This is a genomic window from Brevibacterium sp. ACRRH, assembly GCF_022346365.1.
Taxonomy (GTDB): Bacteria; Actinomycetota; Actinomycetes; order Actinomycetales; family Brevibacteriaceae; genus Brevibacterium; species Brevibacterium paucivorans.
The window spans coordinates 155,363-170,487 of record NZ_JAKRMN010000002.1 but is presented as its reverse complement, the minus strand read 5'-3'; the positions used below and the strand labels follow the sequence as shown (position 1 = coordinate 170,487).

General features: G+C 54.5%; 16 protein-coding genes. 8 read left to right on the top strand and 8 right to left on the bottom strand.

Going from position 1 to position 15,125, the window contains the following annotated elements; all coding sequences use genetic code 11:
- Nucleotides 1–44 precede the first annotated feature (44 nt).
- From trxB to MHX53_RS02975, 3 genes are read left to right on the top strand one after another with little or no spacing between them, the layout of a single operon-like run.
- Nucleotides 45–983, top strand: a complete 939-nt coding sequence (trxB, locus tag MHX53_RS02985) for a thioredoxin-disulfide reductase (protein WP_102239439.1) — start codon at nucleotides 45–47, stop codon at nucleotides 981–983.
- A gap of 14 nt (nucleotides 984–997) precedes the next feature.
- Nucleotides 998–1,318: a thioredoxin gene (gene trxA / locus MHX53_RS02980; protein ID WP_204515207.1), complete on the top strand. Its 321-nt coding sequence runs from the start codon at nucleotides 998–1,000 to the stop codon at nucleotides 1,316–1,318.
- A 58-nt stretch (nucleotides 1,319–1,376) separates the two neighbouring features.
- On the top strand, nucleotides 1,377–2,522 hold the full coding sequence (locus MHX53_RS02975; protein WP_343212350.1) for a peptidoglycan-binding protein: 1,146 nt from the start codon (nucleotides 1,377–1,379) through the stop codon (nucleotides 2,520–2,522).
- Nucleotides 2,523–2,577: 55 nt separating this feature from the next.
- Here the strand turns inward: MHX53_RS02975 and MHX53_RS02970 are convergent, their stop codons facing one another.
- The 8 genes from MHX53_RS02970 to rpmH all read right to left on the bottom strand — a co-directional run bounded on the left by MHX53_RS02970 (nucleotide 2,578) and on the right by rpmH (nucleotide 7,721).
- A complete protein-coding gene (locus MHX53_RS02970; RefSeq protein WP_239271235.1) occupies nucleotides 2,578–3,687 on the bottom strand; it encodes a ParB/RepB/Spo0J family partition protein in 1,110 nt (369 codons plus the stop codon).
- A complete protein-coding gene (locus tag MHX53_RS02965; protein ID WP_239271234.1) occupies nucleotides 3,680–4,576 on the bottom strand; it encodes an AAA family ATPase in 897 nt (298 codons plus the stop codon). Before MHX53_RS02965 ends, MHX53_RS02970 begins: the two co-directional genes overlap by 8 nt.
- 163 nt (nucleotides 4,577–4,739) lie before the next feature.
- The gene (gene rsmG / locus MHX53_RS02960; protein WP_239271233.1) at nucleotides 4,740–5,369 is read right to left on the bottom strand and encodes a 16S rRNA (guanine(527)-N(7))-methyltransferase RsmG; all 630 of its coding nucleotides are present in this window, start codon (nucleotides 5,367–5,369) and stop codon (nucleotides 4,740–4,742) included.
- Nucleotides 5,370–5,371: 2 nt separating this feature from the next.
- Nucleotides 5,372–5,875, bottom strand: a complete 504-nt coding sequence (locus MHX53_RS02955) for a R3H domain-containing nucleic acid-binding protein (protein WP_102239433.1) — start codon at nucleotides 5,873–5,875, stop codon at nucleotides 5,372–5,374.
- A gap of 6 nt (nucleotides 5,876–5,881) precedes the next feature.
- The gene (gene yidC / locus MHX53_RS02950) at nucleotides 5,882–6,838 is read right to left on the bottom strand and encodes a membrane protein insertase YidC (RefSeq protein ID WP_239271232.1); all 957 of its coding nucleotides are present in this window, start codon (nucleotides 6,836–6,838) and stop codon (nucleotides 5,882–5,884) included.
- 11 nt (nucleotides 6,839–6,849) lie between these two features.
- Nucleotides 6,850–7,242 (bottom strand): membrane protein insertion efficiency factor YidD, encoded by a 393-nt coding sequence (gene yidD / locus MHX53_RS02945; RefSeq protein WP_204515211.1) that lies wholly within the window; start codon nucleotides 7,240–7,242, stop codon nucleotides 6,850–6,852.
- Nucleotides 7,239–7,583 (bottom strand): ribonuclease P protein component, encoded by a 345-nt coding sequence (gene rnpA, locus MHX53_RS02940; RefSeq protein ID WP_102239430.1) that lies wholly within the window; start codon nucleotides 7,581–7,583, stop codon nucleotides 7,239–7,241. The genes yidD and rnpA overlap by 4 nt, the downstream gene beginning before the upstream one ends.
- Entirely contained in the window at nucleotides 7,584–7,721 is a 138-nt protein-coding gene (gene rpmH / locus MHX53_RS02935; protein ID WP_102239429.1) for a 50S ribosomal protein L34, read from the bottom strand.
- Nucleotides 7,722–8,175: 454 nt separating this feature from the next.
- Between rpmH and dnaA the strand changes: the two genes are divergently transcribed.
- The 5 genes from dnaA (at nucleotide 8,176) to gyrB (ending at nucleotide 15,072) form a co-directional block, all read left to right on the top strand.
- Nucleotides 8,176–9,606 (top strand): chromosomal replication initiator protein DnaA, encoded by a 1,431-nt coding sequence (gene dnaA / locus MHX53_RS02930; RefSeq protein WP_102239428.1) that lies wholly within the window; start codon nucleotides 8,176–8,178, stop codon nucleotides 9,604–9,606.
- 473 nt (nucleotides 9,607–10,079) lie between these two features.
- The gene (gene dnaN / locus MHX53_RS02925; protein WP_239271231.1) at nucleotides 10,080–11,219 is read left to right on the top strand and encodes a DNA polymerase III subunit beta; all 1,140 of its coding nucleotides are present in this window, start codon (nucleotides 10,080–10,082) and stop codon (nucleotides 11,217–11,219) included.
- Between the two features lie 12 nt (nucleotides 11,220–11,231).
- On the top strand, nucleotides 11,232–12,350 hold the full coding sequence (gene recF / locus MHX53_RS02920) for a DNA replication/repair protein RecF (RefSeq protein ID WP_239271230.1): 1,119 nt from the start codon (nucleotides 11,232–11,234) through the stop codon (nucleotides 12,348–12,350).
- Nucleotides 12,350–12,871 carry a DciA family protein gene (locus MHX53_RS02915; protein ID WP_204515214.1) on the top strand — a complete coding sequence of 174 codons (522 nt, stop codon included), beginning with the start codon at nucleotides 12,350–12,352 and terminating at the stop codon, nucleotides 12,869–12,871. Before recF ends, MHX53_RS02915 begins: the two co-directional genes overlap by 1 nt.
- A 206-nt stretch (nucleotides 12,872–13,077) precedes the next feature.
- Nucleotides 13,078–15,072 carry a DNA topoisomerase (ATP-hydrolyzing) subunit B gene (gyrB, locus tag MHX53_RS02910; RefSeq protein ID WP_239271229.1) on the top strand — a complete coding sequence of 665 codons (1,995 nt, stop codon included), beginning with the start codon at nucleotides 13,078–13,080 and terminating at the stop codon, nucleotides 15,070–15,072.
- Nucleotides 15,073–15,125: the final 53 nt, after the last annotated feature.

The window sequence follows — 15,125 nt, the reverse complement described above, 5'->3', positions numbered from 1 at the left end:
AACTCGGTAACGCACAGTGTTGCCTTGAACGACAAAGGAGATCAATGACTCAGACACAACTCGTCATCGTAGGTTCAGGGCCAGCCGGCTACACTGCCGCCGTCTACGCTGCCCGTGCCGGCCTATCCCCCGTCGTTATTGCCGGATCAGTGACAGCCGGTGGTGAACTCATGAACACCACTGATGTCGAAAACTTCCCCGGGTTCCCAGAAGGTATCCAGGGGCCGGACCTCATGGAGAACATGCGCCAGCAAGCTGAGCGCTTTGGTGCACAGGTCGTGTATGACGACGTAGCTTCGATTGACTTCGCACCAGGAGCACACAAGCTGACCACCGCACTTGGAAGCGAATACACAGCGCAAGCAGTCATTCTGGCTACGGGATCGGCCTACCGTCACTTGAACGTACCCGGTGAAGACCAGCTATCCGGACACGGTGTGAGCTGGTGCGCCACCTGTGACGGTTTCTTCTTTAAGGACCAGCACATCGCGGTTGTAGGTGGAGGCGACTCCGCACTTGAAGAAGCGACCTTTCTGACCCGTTTCGCTTCAAAGGTGACACTCATCCACCGCAGGCAGGAATTCCGTGCTTCAGTGGCTATGCAAAAGCGCGCTCAAGAAGACCCCAAGTTGGAGTTCCTCCTGGATTCCGAGGTGGCAAGTATCAACGGTGACACCTCCGTGACCGGACTGACCGTTCGCAATACAGTCACCGGGGAAGAATCGGAACTGCCAGTCACGGGTTTGTTTGTAGCAATCGGCTCAGACCCACGCACTGATCTGTTCAAAGATACTCTTGATCTGCGCGAAGACGGCTACCTGGCCGTTGATGGACGTACTTCCAAGACGTCCGTCGAAGGTGTTTTCGCAGCAGGTGATGTCATTGACCCCGTCTACCGTCAAGCAGTCACAGCAGCAGGATCTGGCTGTGTGGCAGCCCTTGATGCTGAACACTACCTAGCCCAACTCACCGATCAGTCATAAGCAAAGGAGAAAACATGGCACAGGAAGTTACTGACGCAACATTCAAGGAAGAAGTCCTTTCGAGTGACCTTCCTGTTCTTGTGGACTTTTGGGCTCCATGGTGCGGTCCATGCCGCATGGTGAGCCCAATCGTTGACGAAATCGCCCAGGAACAAGCCGACAAACTCAAAGTCGTGAAGTTGAACACCGACGAGAACCTGGAAACGGCCTCGGCGTACGGCATCACCTCCATTCCAGCGTTGTACGTTTTCAAGGGTGGCGAGGTCGCCAAGACCATCGTTGGAGCACGTCCAAAGCCGGCATTGGAGCAGGAACTGGCCGAATTCATCGGCTAGTTCGTTGAGAACTCTTTCAGGGTGCCTGTTATAAACTCAACAGGCACCCTTCTTCACGATAAGGAGCACGACAGTTTTCACGATCCGTCCGGGCGATTCGAGCCCGTTAGTCGCAACAGTCAAAGCCCAGCTTCAGCGGTTGGGTTATGAGTGCGACCCCTCGTCGGAATTATTCGATCACCAGTTCGAATCTGTCATTTGTAGCTTCCAGCAATCACGTGGAATCGTTGTCGACGGCGTTATTGGACCCGAGACGCACAAGGAGCTTGATATTGCGCGCTACAAGCTGGGTGACCGTGTCCTTCGATATGACCCAGTGCGTCCATTGCAGGGTGACGATGTCACTGAGCTTCAACACCGGCTTTCGCGTTTGGGTGTCTATACCGAATCAGTCAGTTTTGAGTTTGGGCCTGCTACATATAACGCAGTGCGAGAAATCCAGAAGGAACTGGGCCTCTCCCCCGATGGCATCGTTGGACCGTCCACGTTGTCAGCCCTTTCGGCTGTGTATCGCCAGTCGTCGCATGGCAATCTGTGGGCACTCCAAGAACGCGCACGTGTAACTGCTTCTGGTGAGTCATTGAGCGGGCGCACCATTGTGATTGAGGCCGGTACAACTGCACGCGATTTTGTAAATACTACTGCCACCTCAGAAGCTCTCGAACAGGAGAGAATCTGGAGTGGCGACATCGCTTCACGTGTAGAGGGCAGATTGGGTGCTCTTGGAGCGTCGATCGTACACATCCCAAGTGACAAGCCGCATCTGGCGGATGATCTCGACGCCGCTGCGGTCGTCACCGTGAACCAGGACCACGCCCTCTCCCCTGCCCCAAACGGCATTGCTACCTTCTACTTTGGCCAGCACAAGGATTCCAATATGGTCTCCCCTATTGGCCGTTCTCTGGGTGGTCTCGTTCACCGCGAAGTCGTAGCTCGCACATCGCTTCTGGACTGTGGCGTTCATGCTCGCACATGGAAGAGCTTGCGAAACGTCGATGCTCCTAAGGTCCAGGTGTTTGCTGGATACATGTCTAATGCACACGACTGCGAACTGCTTTCTCAAACTTCAGTGCGCGACTCGATCGCTGAAGGCGTTTCAGTCGCCGTTCAGCGGTTGTTCCTCCACAAAGATAATGACCACGACACAGGTACGCTCAACGTTCAAACGATTCGTGAGATGCGTAACTTGTTCGCTAAGCGATAGTACACAATAGAGAAACCGCCGGTCATAGCGACCGGCGGTTTTTTGTTGTCTGCGCTTACTTACTAAGTCCTAAGACCTTCAGGATTCGCTCTAGATCCTCTTGATTAGCGAAGTCAACGGTGATCTTGCCCTTCCGCTTCCCCATCACAATGTTCACTTTCGTGTCGAGTTTGTCCCCGACATTCTGTGCGAGTGTAGCCAGTTCTGGGTCCTGCTTTCGTGTTTCACGTGAAACATTCTTCTGTTCTCCAAGATTCAGCAGAATAACTGCTTCTTCAGTTGCGCGAACAGAAAGTCCCTCTGCGACGATCCGTTGTGCAAGTTCTTCCATGTGTGACGGGTCGTCCAGCCCAAGCAACGCGCGCGCATGCCCTTGAGACAAAACGCCTGCTGCTACCCGACGCTGCACCAATCCCGGCAGACGAAGAAGGCGCAGTGTGTTAGCAATTTGCGGACGCGACCGCCCGATCCTTTCTGACAGCTCTTCCTGTGTGCATTTAAAGTCGTCTAGCAATTGTTGGTATGCCGCGGCTTCTTCAAGCGGATTGAGGTCTGATCGGTGCAGATTTTCAAGCAGAGCGTCGCGCAACAGGTCGTCATCACTTACTTCCCGGACAATAGCTGGAATTTCTGTCAGCCCAGCTAACTTGGAGGCGCGTAGCCTTCGTTCACCCATGATCAGCTCATACGCTGGCTTCTTTGTATCAACAACTCTAACCACTACGGGTTGCAGAACTCCCACCTCTTGGATCGAGGTGACAAGCTCGTCGAGGTCATCTTCGTCGAATACTGTACGTGGCTGACGTGGGTTTGGCGCTATGGTCTCCAGTTTCAGCATTCCGAACACAGTGCCGGGAACTTCCACTAACTCTGTTTCACGTGAAACATCGCGGCTTTTCGACGATTTCGATGGTGATCTCGTCGAAGACTTGGACTTTGACGCAGTCTTGGTTTCCGGTTTTTGGACCTTCTCGTCGGACTTGCGGGGGAGTGGCTTCTTTGAAGCGCGAGACTGTCTCATCGACTCCGCGGGGTCCTTGGATGTTTCACGTGAAACATTCTTCTTGGATTGAGGAAAAAACACATCGACAGGACGGTCCTCGTTGATCACATCAGGAATGAGCGAACCGATCCCGCGCCCTAGTCCTCGTTTACGCTCAGCCATTCTGTGCTCCTCGTTCAGCTATTTCCTCCGCTACCTCTCGATATGAGAGCGCTCCGGAAGAGTTTGGGTCATAAGTTATGACGGTCTTCCCATAGGAAGGCGCCTCTGAAATACGTACGTTGCGGGGGATAGGGGTGTTCAGCGTTTGCTGAGGAAAGTGCGCACGAACGTCTTCTGCTACTTGCGAACTCAAGTTTGTGCGTCCGTCATACATCGTCAAAAGGATCGTGCTCACCGACAGCTGTGGATTCAGGTGCTTTTGAATAAGCTGGATGTTCTTAAGCAGCTGGCTAAGGCCTTCCAGAGCGTAGTATTCACACTGAATCGGAATCAGCACTTCTTCCGCAGCGACAAATGCGTTAACGGTGAGCAACCCCAGGCTTGGGGGACAGTCAATGAACACATAGTCCACTGGGTTTCCGTCTGCTTTTCGCAGTTCCAAGTAGTATTCAAGCGCACGCTTCAGGCGGAACTCACGAGCGTGTACCGATACCAACTCGATTTCTGCGCCGGCAAGGTCAATCGTTGCTGGAACACCGCTCAATCCCGAAATGTCGGGACACTCGCCGACCACCTCGGCCATACTCATGCCATCAAGAAGCACCTCATATACCGAATTCACGTCAGTTGAGTGCTCGATCCCGAGGGCTGTGCTCGCATTGCCTTGCGGATCAATGTCGATGACCAAAACCTGCAACCCGTGCTTAGCCAATGCAGCCGCAATATTTACAGTTGTCGTCGTTTTTCCGACTCCACCTTTTTGGTTTGCGATGGTGAAGATGCGTGTACTCTGCGGTTTGGGGAAGCGCTTCGCCGCTAGACGCTCAGCTCGCTTGTTGTTGCGAGCGATCTCGGCGCCTAGGGGAGTCGAATCATCCAAAATGGGCATTTTGACTCCGTTCGTATCGTAACTACTCCATTCTAAGCCACGTGCAGAGCCATGTTTATGACAGTTCAATCAGGAAATGTTTCACGTGAAACACTGAAAAGCGGAGCGTCAAAGCCTCACCGCAAAGCGAGCCACGCAGTACTCGTTTAGAACATATATTCTATTATCGACGAGTTGTTTCCACTACTCGTGTGGGGATCTCGAGGAACTCTTCACCCATCTGCTTAATCACCGGGGGAGTCATCTTGTGTCGCTTAAGAACCTTCTTGGCTTTGTCGATCTCTTCTTGGGCCTTCTGTCCCTTGAGCGCCAGCAACCTGCCGTTAGGGCCAAGTACTGGCGCGGCCCATTCAACGAGTACGTTCAAGGCTTTGACAGCGCGTGCAGTCACAACTGTGAAGACTTCTTCGTCAACTAGCTCTTCAACGCGACCTCGGACAATACGAACGTTGTCGAGGCCCAAGTCGTCGACAACCATCCGTAGCCAATCCACGCGCCTTTCCATAGCCTCAATGAGCACGAATGATGCTTGCGGCTGTGCAAGGGCCAAGACAAGGCCAGGTAGACCAGCACCCGAACCAATATCACCCACAACGTCATCATCGTGGATAAGGGGAGCAACAACTGCGCAGTTCAGAATGTGACGGGTCCACAACCTATCGAGCTCTCGCGGGCCAATCAGGCCCCATTCCACACCAGTGGTCGCCAAGTGTTGGGCATAGGTGCGGGCAAGGGGGAGACGTTCTCCAAAGATCTGTTCCGCGCACGCGGGTACTGGTTCTATCTGAGACATCATTATTCAGCGGAGATAACCACGTGCCTGCGGTCGCCTTCGCCTTCCGATTCGGAAACCAAACCGGCTTTGGAAACCTGATCGTGAATGACCTTACGTTCGAACGAGTTCATGGGCTTAAGCGAAATTGGTTCGCCTGATGCCTTCACCTTTTCGATGTATTCGCGCGCCATTTCCTTCAACGCGTCACGGCGACGGTTGCGGAAACCGTCGATATCCAGCATCATCCAAGAGCGCTGACCGGTGGCAGACTGAACGGCCAACCTAGTCAACTCCTGAAGGGCAGCGAGTGTGCGACCTTCTTTGCCTACCAAAGTGGAAAGGTTCGAGTCCTTCTCATCGCAGATGATGGCGACCTGTGGGCGACCTTCTTTGACGTCGATGTCAATGTCTCCGTCAAGGTCAGCGATGTCGAGCAGTTCTTCGAGGTAATCAGCGGCAATGTCGCCTTCTTCTTCAAGAAGTTCGGCGCGTGTGGGCTTCTTTTCAACGATTTCGTCAGTCATGCTTCTCTACTTCTTCTTTTTCTTCTTTTGACGAGCCTTGCTCATGGGTTGTTGACGCTGGCCGGACTTAGGCTTTGCTTCGGTCTCAGCGGCCTTCTTCGGCTGCATTGATTTAGGAAGCGGTTTACCCTGCCGCTCACGACGAGCAATGAGTTCTTTTTCGGCCTTAGAACCGGGGGTAGGCATATTGCGAATCACGATGAACTGCTGAACCATGGTCCATACGTTTGAAACGAGCCAGTACACAATCAGACCAAGCGGGAAGTAAATACCACCCACAGCGAAGATGATTGGCATCATGTACAAAAGCATCTTCTGCTGTTGCATGAACGGGTTGTTCATGGCTGCTTCAGACATGTTCTTGGCCATGATCTGGCGTTGAGTGATGAACTGGGTAACACCCATGATCACAATCAGGATCGCGGTGAGAACCTTAGTTCCAAGATCACCCTGAAGGAAAGTGTCGGAAAGTTCGACGCCAAAAATCGAAGCGTGGGTCGCCTGGCTTGCCAGCTCCTGAGTTAGACCACCGATGGGCGGAATGTCGCCGTTGCCAATTCCTTCAGTGTTGCGAATAACGCGGAACAGCGAGAAGAAGATGGGCATCTGAACCAAGAGTGGCAAACATGAAGCAAATGGGTTAGTTCCGTGCTTCTTGAACAGCGCCTGCTGTTCTTCTGCCATCTGCTGCCTGGAGAACTGGTCGCGCTTACCCTTGTACTTCTTTTGCAGCTCCATCATTTCTGGTTGCAGGAGCTGCATCTTGCGCTGCGCCTTGATCTGGTAGACAAACAGCGGAATCAGCACAGCACGCACAACGATGGTCAAACCTGCAATCGCTGCGACCCACGTCCACCCGGCCGTTGGGCTCATTCCCAACGCGGTGAATGCCATGTGGAAGAATGCAAGAATCCATGCGACGACCCACTCAATGGGCAGAAGTAGCTTGCCTAGCCAGTCCATGTAGTAATCTCCTAGACGCTGCGAGAAGCGTCATCTGTAAAAGCGTCAGGCACCATTGTGCCATTGTTCGCTCGCTTCATTTCCAAACTCCGCTGGTGAAGCACCGACCCGTGTACATAGTCGACGCCACCTTGCGAAAAGGGGTTACACCTGAGCAGTCGCCATACTGTCATGGCCGACCCCATAAACAAACCTTTAACTTCGAACGCATCCAGTGCGTACTTGGAACACGTGGGGTAGTACTTACACACGTTCCCGTATAGTTTCGACACAGTTCCGCGATACCCGCGCATAAACCATACCGCCGGCATCCGTGGCGCTATCACGCACGCATGACCGATCTTCGCCCACACGCCACGTGGCCACGGAGGAAGCGATGACGGCGTGGTTTCCAAGCTCTTCACTGGTGGTCCTCTGGCAGTACGCGACTCAGCGCTACGTCGAAGTCACGTTCTAAATGAATGAACTCACTGCGAGATGACTGGGGGAGCGCCCGTACCACGTAAATGCCTGGAGACATCTGCGTCAATCGTTCGTGTGCAATGGCACGTAGCCGACGTTTCACACGGTTACGAGTAACCGCATTTCCAATACTTTTAGAGACAACAAACCCCACGCGCGGGGCGTGGGATTCCGAGTCGAGTGCTACGTGAAGGATCAGGTTCCGGGTCCCGGCCTTCAGACCGGAGCGAAATGCGCGCCGAAAGTCCTCAGAGCTCCGAACCCGGTTCCCGACCGGTAACACTTAGGCTGAAAGGTTAGCGCGACCCTTGCGACGACGAGCAGCAAGAATGCTGCGTCCGGCGCGGGTGCGCATACGCAGGCGGAAGCCGTGGGTCTTGGCACGCTTACGGTTGTTTGGCTGGAAGGTACGCTTGCTCACTTTAGTTCTCCGTCTATGTCGAAACTGTTTTGCGGTGCCATGGGCTGGCACGGTGCGCGATCTACGGCGCTCCTGCGACCAGGCCGAATCAGTCACATCATGCAAAGGCCCGCAACACAGGACACTCCAGCATAAAGCGTGTGCGACTGGTTGGTCAAACCATACGGTCTCAAAGGTGCGTAGGTTCACATTCTCGTCATGTGTGCTTTGCGTGAGCGGTTCTCGCTTTACCTGATGTACACATCAAGTCTTCTTTTCAATTACATCAGTGTACTTAAACAGGGTTATAAACACCGCCTTCCACAAATGACAACCATGTAGTTATCCACAAGCTTGTCCACCGATGTGGATAATTCAAGGGTGACGGGTTGAGAATTCCACATTGTGTGGAAAACTATGTGGAAGTAGAACTATCTCTATCCACACGTGTGTTCACGCACCCTTTAGGAACCACATGAGCAACGAAAACGAGAACCTTCAACAGATCTGGACGGATGTCGTTGAAGGAATGCGCGCCGACTCTCAACTTCAACCCCGCTTGAAAGGCTTTTTGGGACTAGCAGCACCCAAAGCGATCGTTGAAGACTTGGTGGTGATCTCGGTCCCCAACGACCTGACCCGCCACACGTTTGAGCGGGAACTCCGGCAACCGCTGGGGCAGGCTTTCAGCGAGGCTCTGGGAAGGCACGTGTCGTTCGCGTTCGCGCTGGATTCCAACATGAACACGGACCCCGCACCCGCAGAGGAACCTGCGACGACCTCGGCGCCGGAACCCCCGGCCGTGGCACCCGCTGAACCTACGCTGGCAGCGTCTGCAGACTTTCCCGAGGTGGGAAGCTCAGATCTGAACCCCAAGTACACGTTCGACAGTTTCGTTATCGGTGCGTCCAACCGTTTCGCTCATGCAGCCGCGTTTGCGGTAGCCGAATCACCCGCCAAGGCGTACAACCCGCTGTTCATTTATGGGGATTCGGGACTGGGCAAGACCCACTTGTTGCACGCGGTGGGTCATTATGCACTCCAGCTGTATCCCAAGATCAGGGTGCGATACGTGTCCAGTGAGGAGTTTGTGAACGACTTCATTAACACGGTTGGATCGCAGGTGACCTCGAACACATTGCGTCCTGCGTTCCAGCGCCGGTACCGGGAAGTCGACATCCTCATGATTGACGACATCCAGTTCTTGCAGGGCAAGGACGCGACGGTAGAAGAGTTTTTTCACACCTTTAACGCTCTGCACGCGGAAAACAAGCAAGTCATCATCACGTCTGACCAGCCACCAAAAATGCTGAAAGGCTTTGAGGAGCGTCTGCGTTCAAGGTTTGAGTCTGGGCTTCTTACCGATGTCCAGCCGCCGGACCTCGAAACTCGTTTTGCGATTCTTCGGAACAAAGCCGCTAATGAGAACCTGGCCGTGCCAGATGAGGTCTTGGAGTTCATCGCCTCGCGAGTTTCCTCAAACATTCGAGAACTGGAAGGGGCGCTCATTCGTGTCACCGCGTTCTCGAACCTCAATGAACAAGTCATTGATGTGGGACTTGCCCAAACAGTTTTGAAGGACTTCATCACCCATGATGAAACGCCTGAAATCACTGCGACCGACATCATGGGGCAGACCGCTCAGTACTTCAACCTGTCGATCGAGGATTTACAGGGGTCGAGTCGTTCGCGCACGTTGACGACTGCTCGGCAGATCGCCATGTACCTGTGTCGTGAACTCACGGATCTGTCGCTTCCCAAGATTGGTGAAGCCTTTGGCGGGCGCGACCACACCACGGTTATGCACGCCAACCGCAAAATTGGTACGCAGATGGCTGAACGTCGTGCGATCTACACACAGGTCACCGAACTCACCAACCGGATCAAGCAACAGCACCGGCTCTAGGGTTCATACTCGCGTCTGTGCCCGGGGACTGGCCCCGGGGAGGGCGACCTCTCTAAACGTGCGCACGCACGCAACTAACACACAAGAGACGTTGTTCACAATTGTGGAAAAGCCTGTGCAAAGTAGATGTCTTCCTGTGGGGAGATGAATGAACTTTTCACTACCGTCGGTGGATGTCTGTGTAACTACCTCGATGTAACTCACAAGCGTCCACTGGTACGTGGATCTTTACGCACACACATGTACACACGGCACAAATGTCGTTTGAGCGCATAAAAGCTCGATGACATTCATGTAATTCCACAATTTCCACAGCGCCTACTACTGCAAATATTTCCAAGTTGAGTTACAAGAAGCGACGCCGCGCCCTGCAGAGAACCGAACTGCGAGCCACAAACTACAAAAAATTGCCCGGGGTATAACCGGCGTGTAAAGTTGCAATCTGCGAATAAGTACGAACTTTGGGGAGAGACGTGAACGCAGACAACACCGTTAAGTTCAAAGTTGAACGTGACGTCTTTGCCGACGCAGTTACTTGGGCAGCCAAGAACTTGCCTCAGCGTCCAATCATCCCTGTTCTCACAGGTGTTTTGGTCACTGCTGAAAGCGACGGAACTGTTCGCTTGGCGTTCTACGACTGGGAAGTTTCCCAGCGCATCACGATCGAAGCTGAAGTTGACGCGCCTGGAACGTTCCTGGTTTCTGGTCGCCTTTTGGCTGACATTGCGCGTGCGTTGCCACCTCAGCAGGTTGTTCTTGAACTGAACAACGGCAAAGTGGACATCTCGTGTGGTTCGTCGCGCTTCTCGCTCATGACCATGCCGGTTGAGGAATACCCTGACCTGCCAACAATCCCTGACACCACGGGTGTTGTGAGTGCATCCACATTCCAGCACGCAGTGTCACAGGTTGCCGTGGCTGCGTCCCGTGACGACACTCTGCCTATTCTGACGAGTGTTCGTATCGAGATTGAGGGTGACAAAGTCACGTTGTTGGCAACTGACCGTTACCGTCTGGCCGTTCGCCAGTTCACATGGAACCCACGCACACCGGACTTCTCTGCAAACGCTTTGCTTCGCGGTAAGACGCTCACCGAGGTTGCCAAGTCAATGTCGGGCGATGTCGAAATCTCGCTGGCGGAATCCAACGGCAAGGAAATGCTGGCGTTTTCGTCTGAAGGCCGAGTAGTGACTTCGCTTCTCATCGAAGGTGACTATCCCAAGGTGCGTTCGTTGTTCCCCAAGGAGTCGACAATTTCGGCTGTTCTGCAGGTGGGAGCGCTGCGCGAAGCAGTTCGCCGTGTGTCACTTGTCGCTGAACGCAACACTCCTATCAAGTTTGAGTTCGCTGATGGCTCTCTTGTTCTTCGCGCCGGCGCTGGGGATGACGCGCAGGCGAGCGAAGCGCTTCCGGCCACAATCGAGGGCGGCGACATTCTCACCGGTTTCAACCCGAACTACATTTCCGAGGGACTCAACGCAATTGATACCCCGTATGTGCGCTTCAGCCTGACTGACCCTAAGAAACCAGTGGTGATTTCTGGTATGCAGGAACCGGACGGTGAAGTCGATTCGGCTTACCGCTACTTGCTCATGCCGATTCTGCGTTTCTAAGCGAGGTTAAACATGTGGGTTTCGCAGCTGCGTCTGCGTAACTTTCGATCTTACGAGTCCTTCGACGTTGCTCTAGAAAAGGGCGTGAGCACGTTCGTGGCCCCTAATGGGTGGGGGAAGACCAACCTTGTCGAAGCGTTGGCTTATGTTTCGCATTTGAAGTCACACCGGGTTTCCCAGGATCTGCCGTTGGTGAGGTCCGGATGTGATGAGGCGACGGTTGCCGTTCTTGCTCACCGAGGTGCCCGTCAGTTGGCCTTAGAAGTCACCGTTCGTGCAAAAGGGGCGAATTCGGCTCGTATTCAGCGGCAGTCGGTGCGGCCACGTGAGTTGGTTGGTCTTTTGCCATGTGTGGTGTTCGCGCCCGAAGACTTGGGCCTGGTGAAAGGGGAGCCGGCCCAGCGCCGGGACTTCCTCGATGATTTATTGGTGACTCAGTCGCCTAGATTCGTGGCCGTGCGAGCCGACTTTGACCGAGCGCTCAAGCAACGCAACGCCTTATTAAAGGAACTGAAAAATAACCGCGATCCAGGTCTTGAAGCAACGCTTGCCATTTGGGATGAGGCATTTGCCGAGGCTGCGTCCCAGCTGGTGGTGGGGCGAATGGACTTGGTGAAGCGACTGACTCAACCTTTGCAGCACGACTTCGGCACCCTGGCTCAGGATGCCAACGAGGACCGCAAAACGGTCAGCGCGAGCTATTCCTCGCGGATCGATTATTCGGATATCGAAAATGCCACTGATGCCAAGAACGCAATTATTGAAGCGCTTCAGGCCAGGCGGGTTCCCGAAATTGACCGTGGACTGACCCTAGTCGGGCCGCAGCGCGATGACCTTGAACTGGAGATCGGCGGAGTTTCGGCTAAACACTACGCTTCGCACGGTGAGTCGTGGTCAGTGGCGTTGGCGTTGAAGTTGGCCGGCTGGCACGTATTACAAGAGGACAACAGTGGCCCAGACGACTCCGCTGTTTTGGTCCTCGATGACGTTTTCGCTGAACTTGATGAAGGTCGCCGCAACAGGCTGGCGGGAATGCTCGAACCCGCGCAACAGGTCCTTATCACGGCAGCCGTCCCCGGCGACGTTCCAGAGTCCTTGCACTCGACTATCATTGACCTGCAGGACGCGTAGTGGGGGAGTACACCCTGGGGGATCCCACCACCTCGGTGGCGGTTTTGGAGGCGTTGGACCGGGTGCGTCGCATGGGAGACGGGGCGGACTTGGCAGCTGGCGTACAGCGTTCGTGGCGTAGTTATACCCGCGCCGAGGTCGTTTATTCCGGACCCGGTAAGGATCCCCGGGATCCGCAGAAGTTGGGGGCCAGCCTGGCTGCGCTGACGAAGAAGTTTGGGTGGAAGACCCAGCTCGATGTGGGTGAGTTGATGGGTAGGTGGCCGCAACTTGTGGGCGCCAACGTCGCCGAGCACTGCGTGCCGGTGATCTGCGAACCACCCAAGCTGGTGGTGCGCGCGAGTTCGAGCACGTGGGCCACGCAGATGCGCGTGATGTCGGCCATGCTTTTGGACCGGCTGGAAAAAGAGCTGGGCCGGCGAGTCATTGATGAGATTGAGATCATGGGGCCTGCGCAGAAATCGTGGAAACGTGGTCGCCGTTCGGTCAAGGGCAGAGGTCCCCGGGACACGTACGGGTAACAGGCGTGACGAACACGTACGGATAGTCCGCAATTTGTGAAAGCTCTGAACGCCCAAATAACGGCCGCACACCCGTAGAGCTAAGGGGCGGTGTGTGAATCGGGATAAACTTCCAAATTTGCCCGGTTTAAACGCCTTATATAAAGGTATGAGGGTCGCGAACACGATACTATTGAGCAGTACGTATTGTTCAGACGAGGAGACCCATGACAGCGGACGACAACCGGCATTATGACGCGGACGATATTACCGTCCTAGAAGGTTTAGAAGCGGTTCGTAAGCGTCCCGGTATGTACATCGGGTCAACATCCGAACGAGGTCTGCACCACCTGGTTTATGAAATCGTCGACAACGCGGTTGATGAGGCTCTGGCCGGGTTTAACGACACGATTCACGTCACCATTTTGGCTGATGGGGGAGTGCGGGTAGAAGACCGAGGTCGTGGTATCCCGGTTGCCATGCACTCCACTGAGAAGGTCCCCACCTTGCAGGTGGTTCTGACGATCTTGCACGCCGGAGGTAAGTTCGGTGGCGGTGGATACGCAGTGTCCGGTGGTTTGCACGGTGTAGGTTCTTCCGTGGTAAACGCGCTGTCGAAAAAAATGGATGCAGAAGTCCACCGTGACGGCTACGTGTGGCGCCAAAGCTACGAGCGCGGTGTGCCTACGGGTGAGGTCACCAAGGGCGAAGTGGCCGATCACACCGGAACCATCATTACGTTCTGGCCGGACGAGGAGATTTTTGACACCGTCCAGTTCAACTTTGAAACGCTGCGCGCTCGCTTCCAGCAGATGGCGTTCTTGAACAAGGGACTTAGTATTACTCTGCGCGACGAACGCGCAGAACAGGTCAACGACGACGACGTTCAGCTTGAAGAACAAGAAGAAGAGTTCAAGCCACGTGAAGTCACGTTCAAGTATGACAACGGACTCTTTGATTACGTGCAGTACTTGAACTCTACGAAGAAGTCCGAGCCCGTTCACGAAGACATCATTTCTTTCGAGGCTGAAGACACTGACGAAACCATTGCGCTCGAAGTGGCCATGCAGTGGACGTCGAGTTACGCAGAATCGGTTCACACGTACGCGAACACGATTAACACTCACGAAGGTGGAACCCACGAAGAAGGTTTCCGCATTGCGTTGACCAACCTGATCAACGCGTACGCGCGTGAGCAAAAGCTCCTCAAGGAAAAGGACACCAACCTCACTGGTGACGATGTCCGCGAAGGACTCACGGCTGTTATCTCAATCAAACTGGGTGAGCCTCAGTTCGAAGGTCAGACCAAAACCAAGCTGGGGAACTCTGAAGCTCGCGGGTTCGTGCAGCGGGTAGTCCGCGACCACCTCGGCCACTGGCTGGAATCCAACCCCATGCAAGCCAAAGAGGTCGTACGCAAGGCAATCCAGGCATCTCAAGCACGGCTCGCTGCCCGTAAGGCACGCGAAGCGACGCGCAGGAAGTCGCTGCTGGAATCTTCGGGTCTGCCCGGAAAGCTCAAGGACTGCCAGTCGAAGGACCCGTCGATTTCGGAAGTGTTCTTGGTGGAGGGTGACTCCGCTGGTGGTTCGGCGGTGCAGGGTCGTGACCCGCTGACCCAGGCGATTTTGCCTCTGCGTGGAAAGATCCTCAATGTTGAAAAGGCCAGGCTGGACCGCGCGCTGTCGAACCTGGAAGTGCAGTCGATGATTACGGCGTTCGGAACCGGAATCGGCGACGAATTCGACATGGAGAAACTGCGCTACCACAAGATTGTGCTCATGGCCGACGCCGATGTTGACGGTCAGCACATCACCACGCTGTTGCTCACGTTGATTTTCCGTTACATGAAGCCGCTTATTGAGCGTGGTCACGTGTACTTGGCGACTCCGCCGCTGTACCGAATCAAGTGGTCGAATGCGTCGGACGAATTTGCGTACACAGACCGGGAACGTGACGCGCTTTTGGCCGATGGGCGTGCCAACGGGAAGCGCTTGCCAAAGGAACTGGGTATCCAGCGCTACAAGGGTCTGGGTGAAATGAACTACCACGAACTGTGGGAGACCACCATGAACCCTGATAACCGTTTGCTCAAGCAGGTCACGTTGGACGACGCGATGGTGGCAGACGAGATTTTCTCGGTGCTGATGGGCGATGACGTCGATTCGCGCAAACGCTTCATTCAAGAGAACGCAAAAGACGTTCGCTTCCTAGACATTTAAGACATACGACGTTGCCAGCTCGCGGGTGCGAGTCAGCGTTCAGACACGAGGAG

Excerpts from the sequence above, each read along its gene's own strand:
- yidC (WP_239271232.1), bottom strand. The coding sequence starts at position 6,838 with ATGGACTGGCTAGGCAAGCTACTTCTGCCCATTGAGTGGGTCGTCGCA.
- rsmG (WP_239271233.1), bottom strand. The coding sequence starts at position 5,369 with ATGTCTCAGATAGAACCAGTACCCGCGTGCGCGGAACAGATCTTTGGA.
- MHX53_RS02965 (WP_239271234.1), bottom strand. The coding sequence starts at position 4,576 with ATGCCCATTTTGGATGATTCGACTCCCCTAGGCGCCGAGATCGCTCGC.
- gyrB (WP_239271229.1), top strand. The coding sequence starts at position 13,078 with ATGACAGCGGACGACAACCGGCATTATGACGCGGACGATATTACCGTC.
- MHX53_RS02955 (WP_102239433.1), bottom strand. The coding sequence starts at position 5,875 with ATGACTGACGAAATCGTTGAAAAGAAGCCCACACGCGCCGAACTTCTT.
- trxA (WP_204515207.1), top strand. The coding sequence starts at position 998 with ATGGCACAGGAAGTTACTGACGCAACATTCAAGGAAGAAGTCCTTTCG.
- recF (WP_239271230.1), top strand. The coding sequence starts at position 11,232 with ATGTGGGTTTCGCAGCTGCGTCTGCGTAACTTTCGATCTTACGAGTCC.
- trxB (WP_102239439.1), top strand. The coding sequence starts at position 45 with ATGACTCAGACACAACTCGTCATCGTAGGTTCAGGGCCAGCCGGCTAC.
- dnaA (WP_102239428.1), top strand. The coding sequence starts at position 8,176 with ATGAGCAACGAAAACGAGAACCTTCAACAGATCTGGACGGATGTCGTT.
- MHX53_RS02970 (WP_239271235.1), bottom strand. The coding sequence starts at position 3,687 with ATGGCTGAGCGTAAACGAGGACTAGGGCGCGGGATCGGTTCGCTCATT.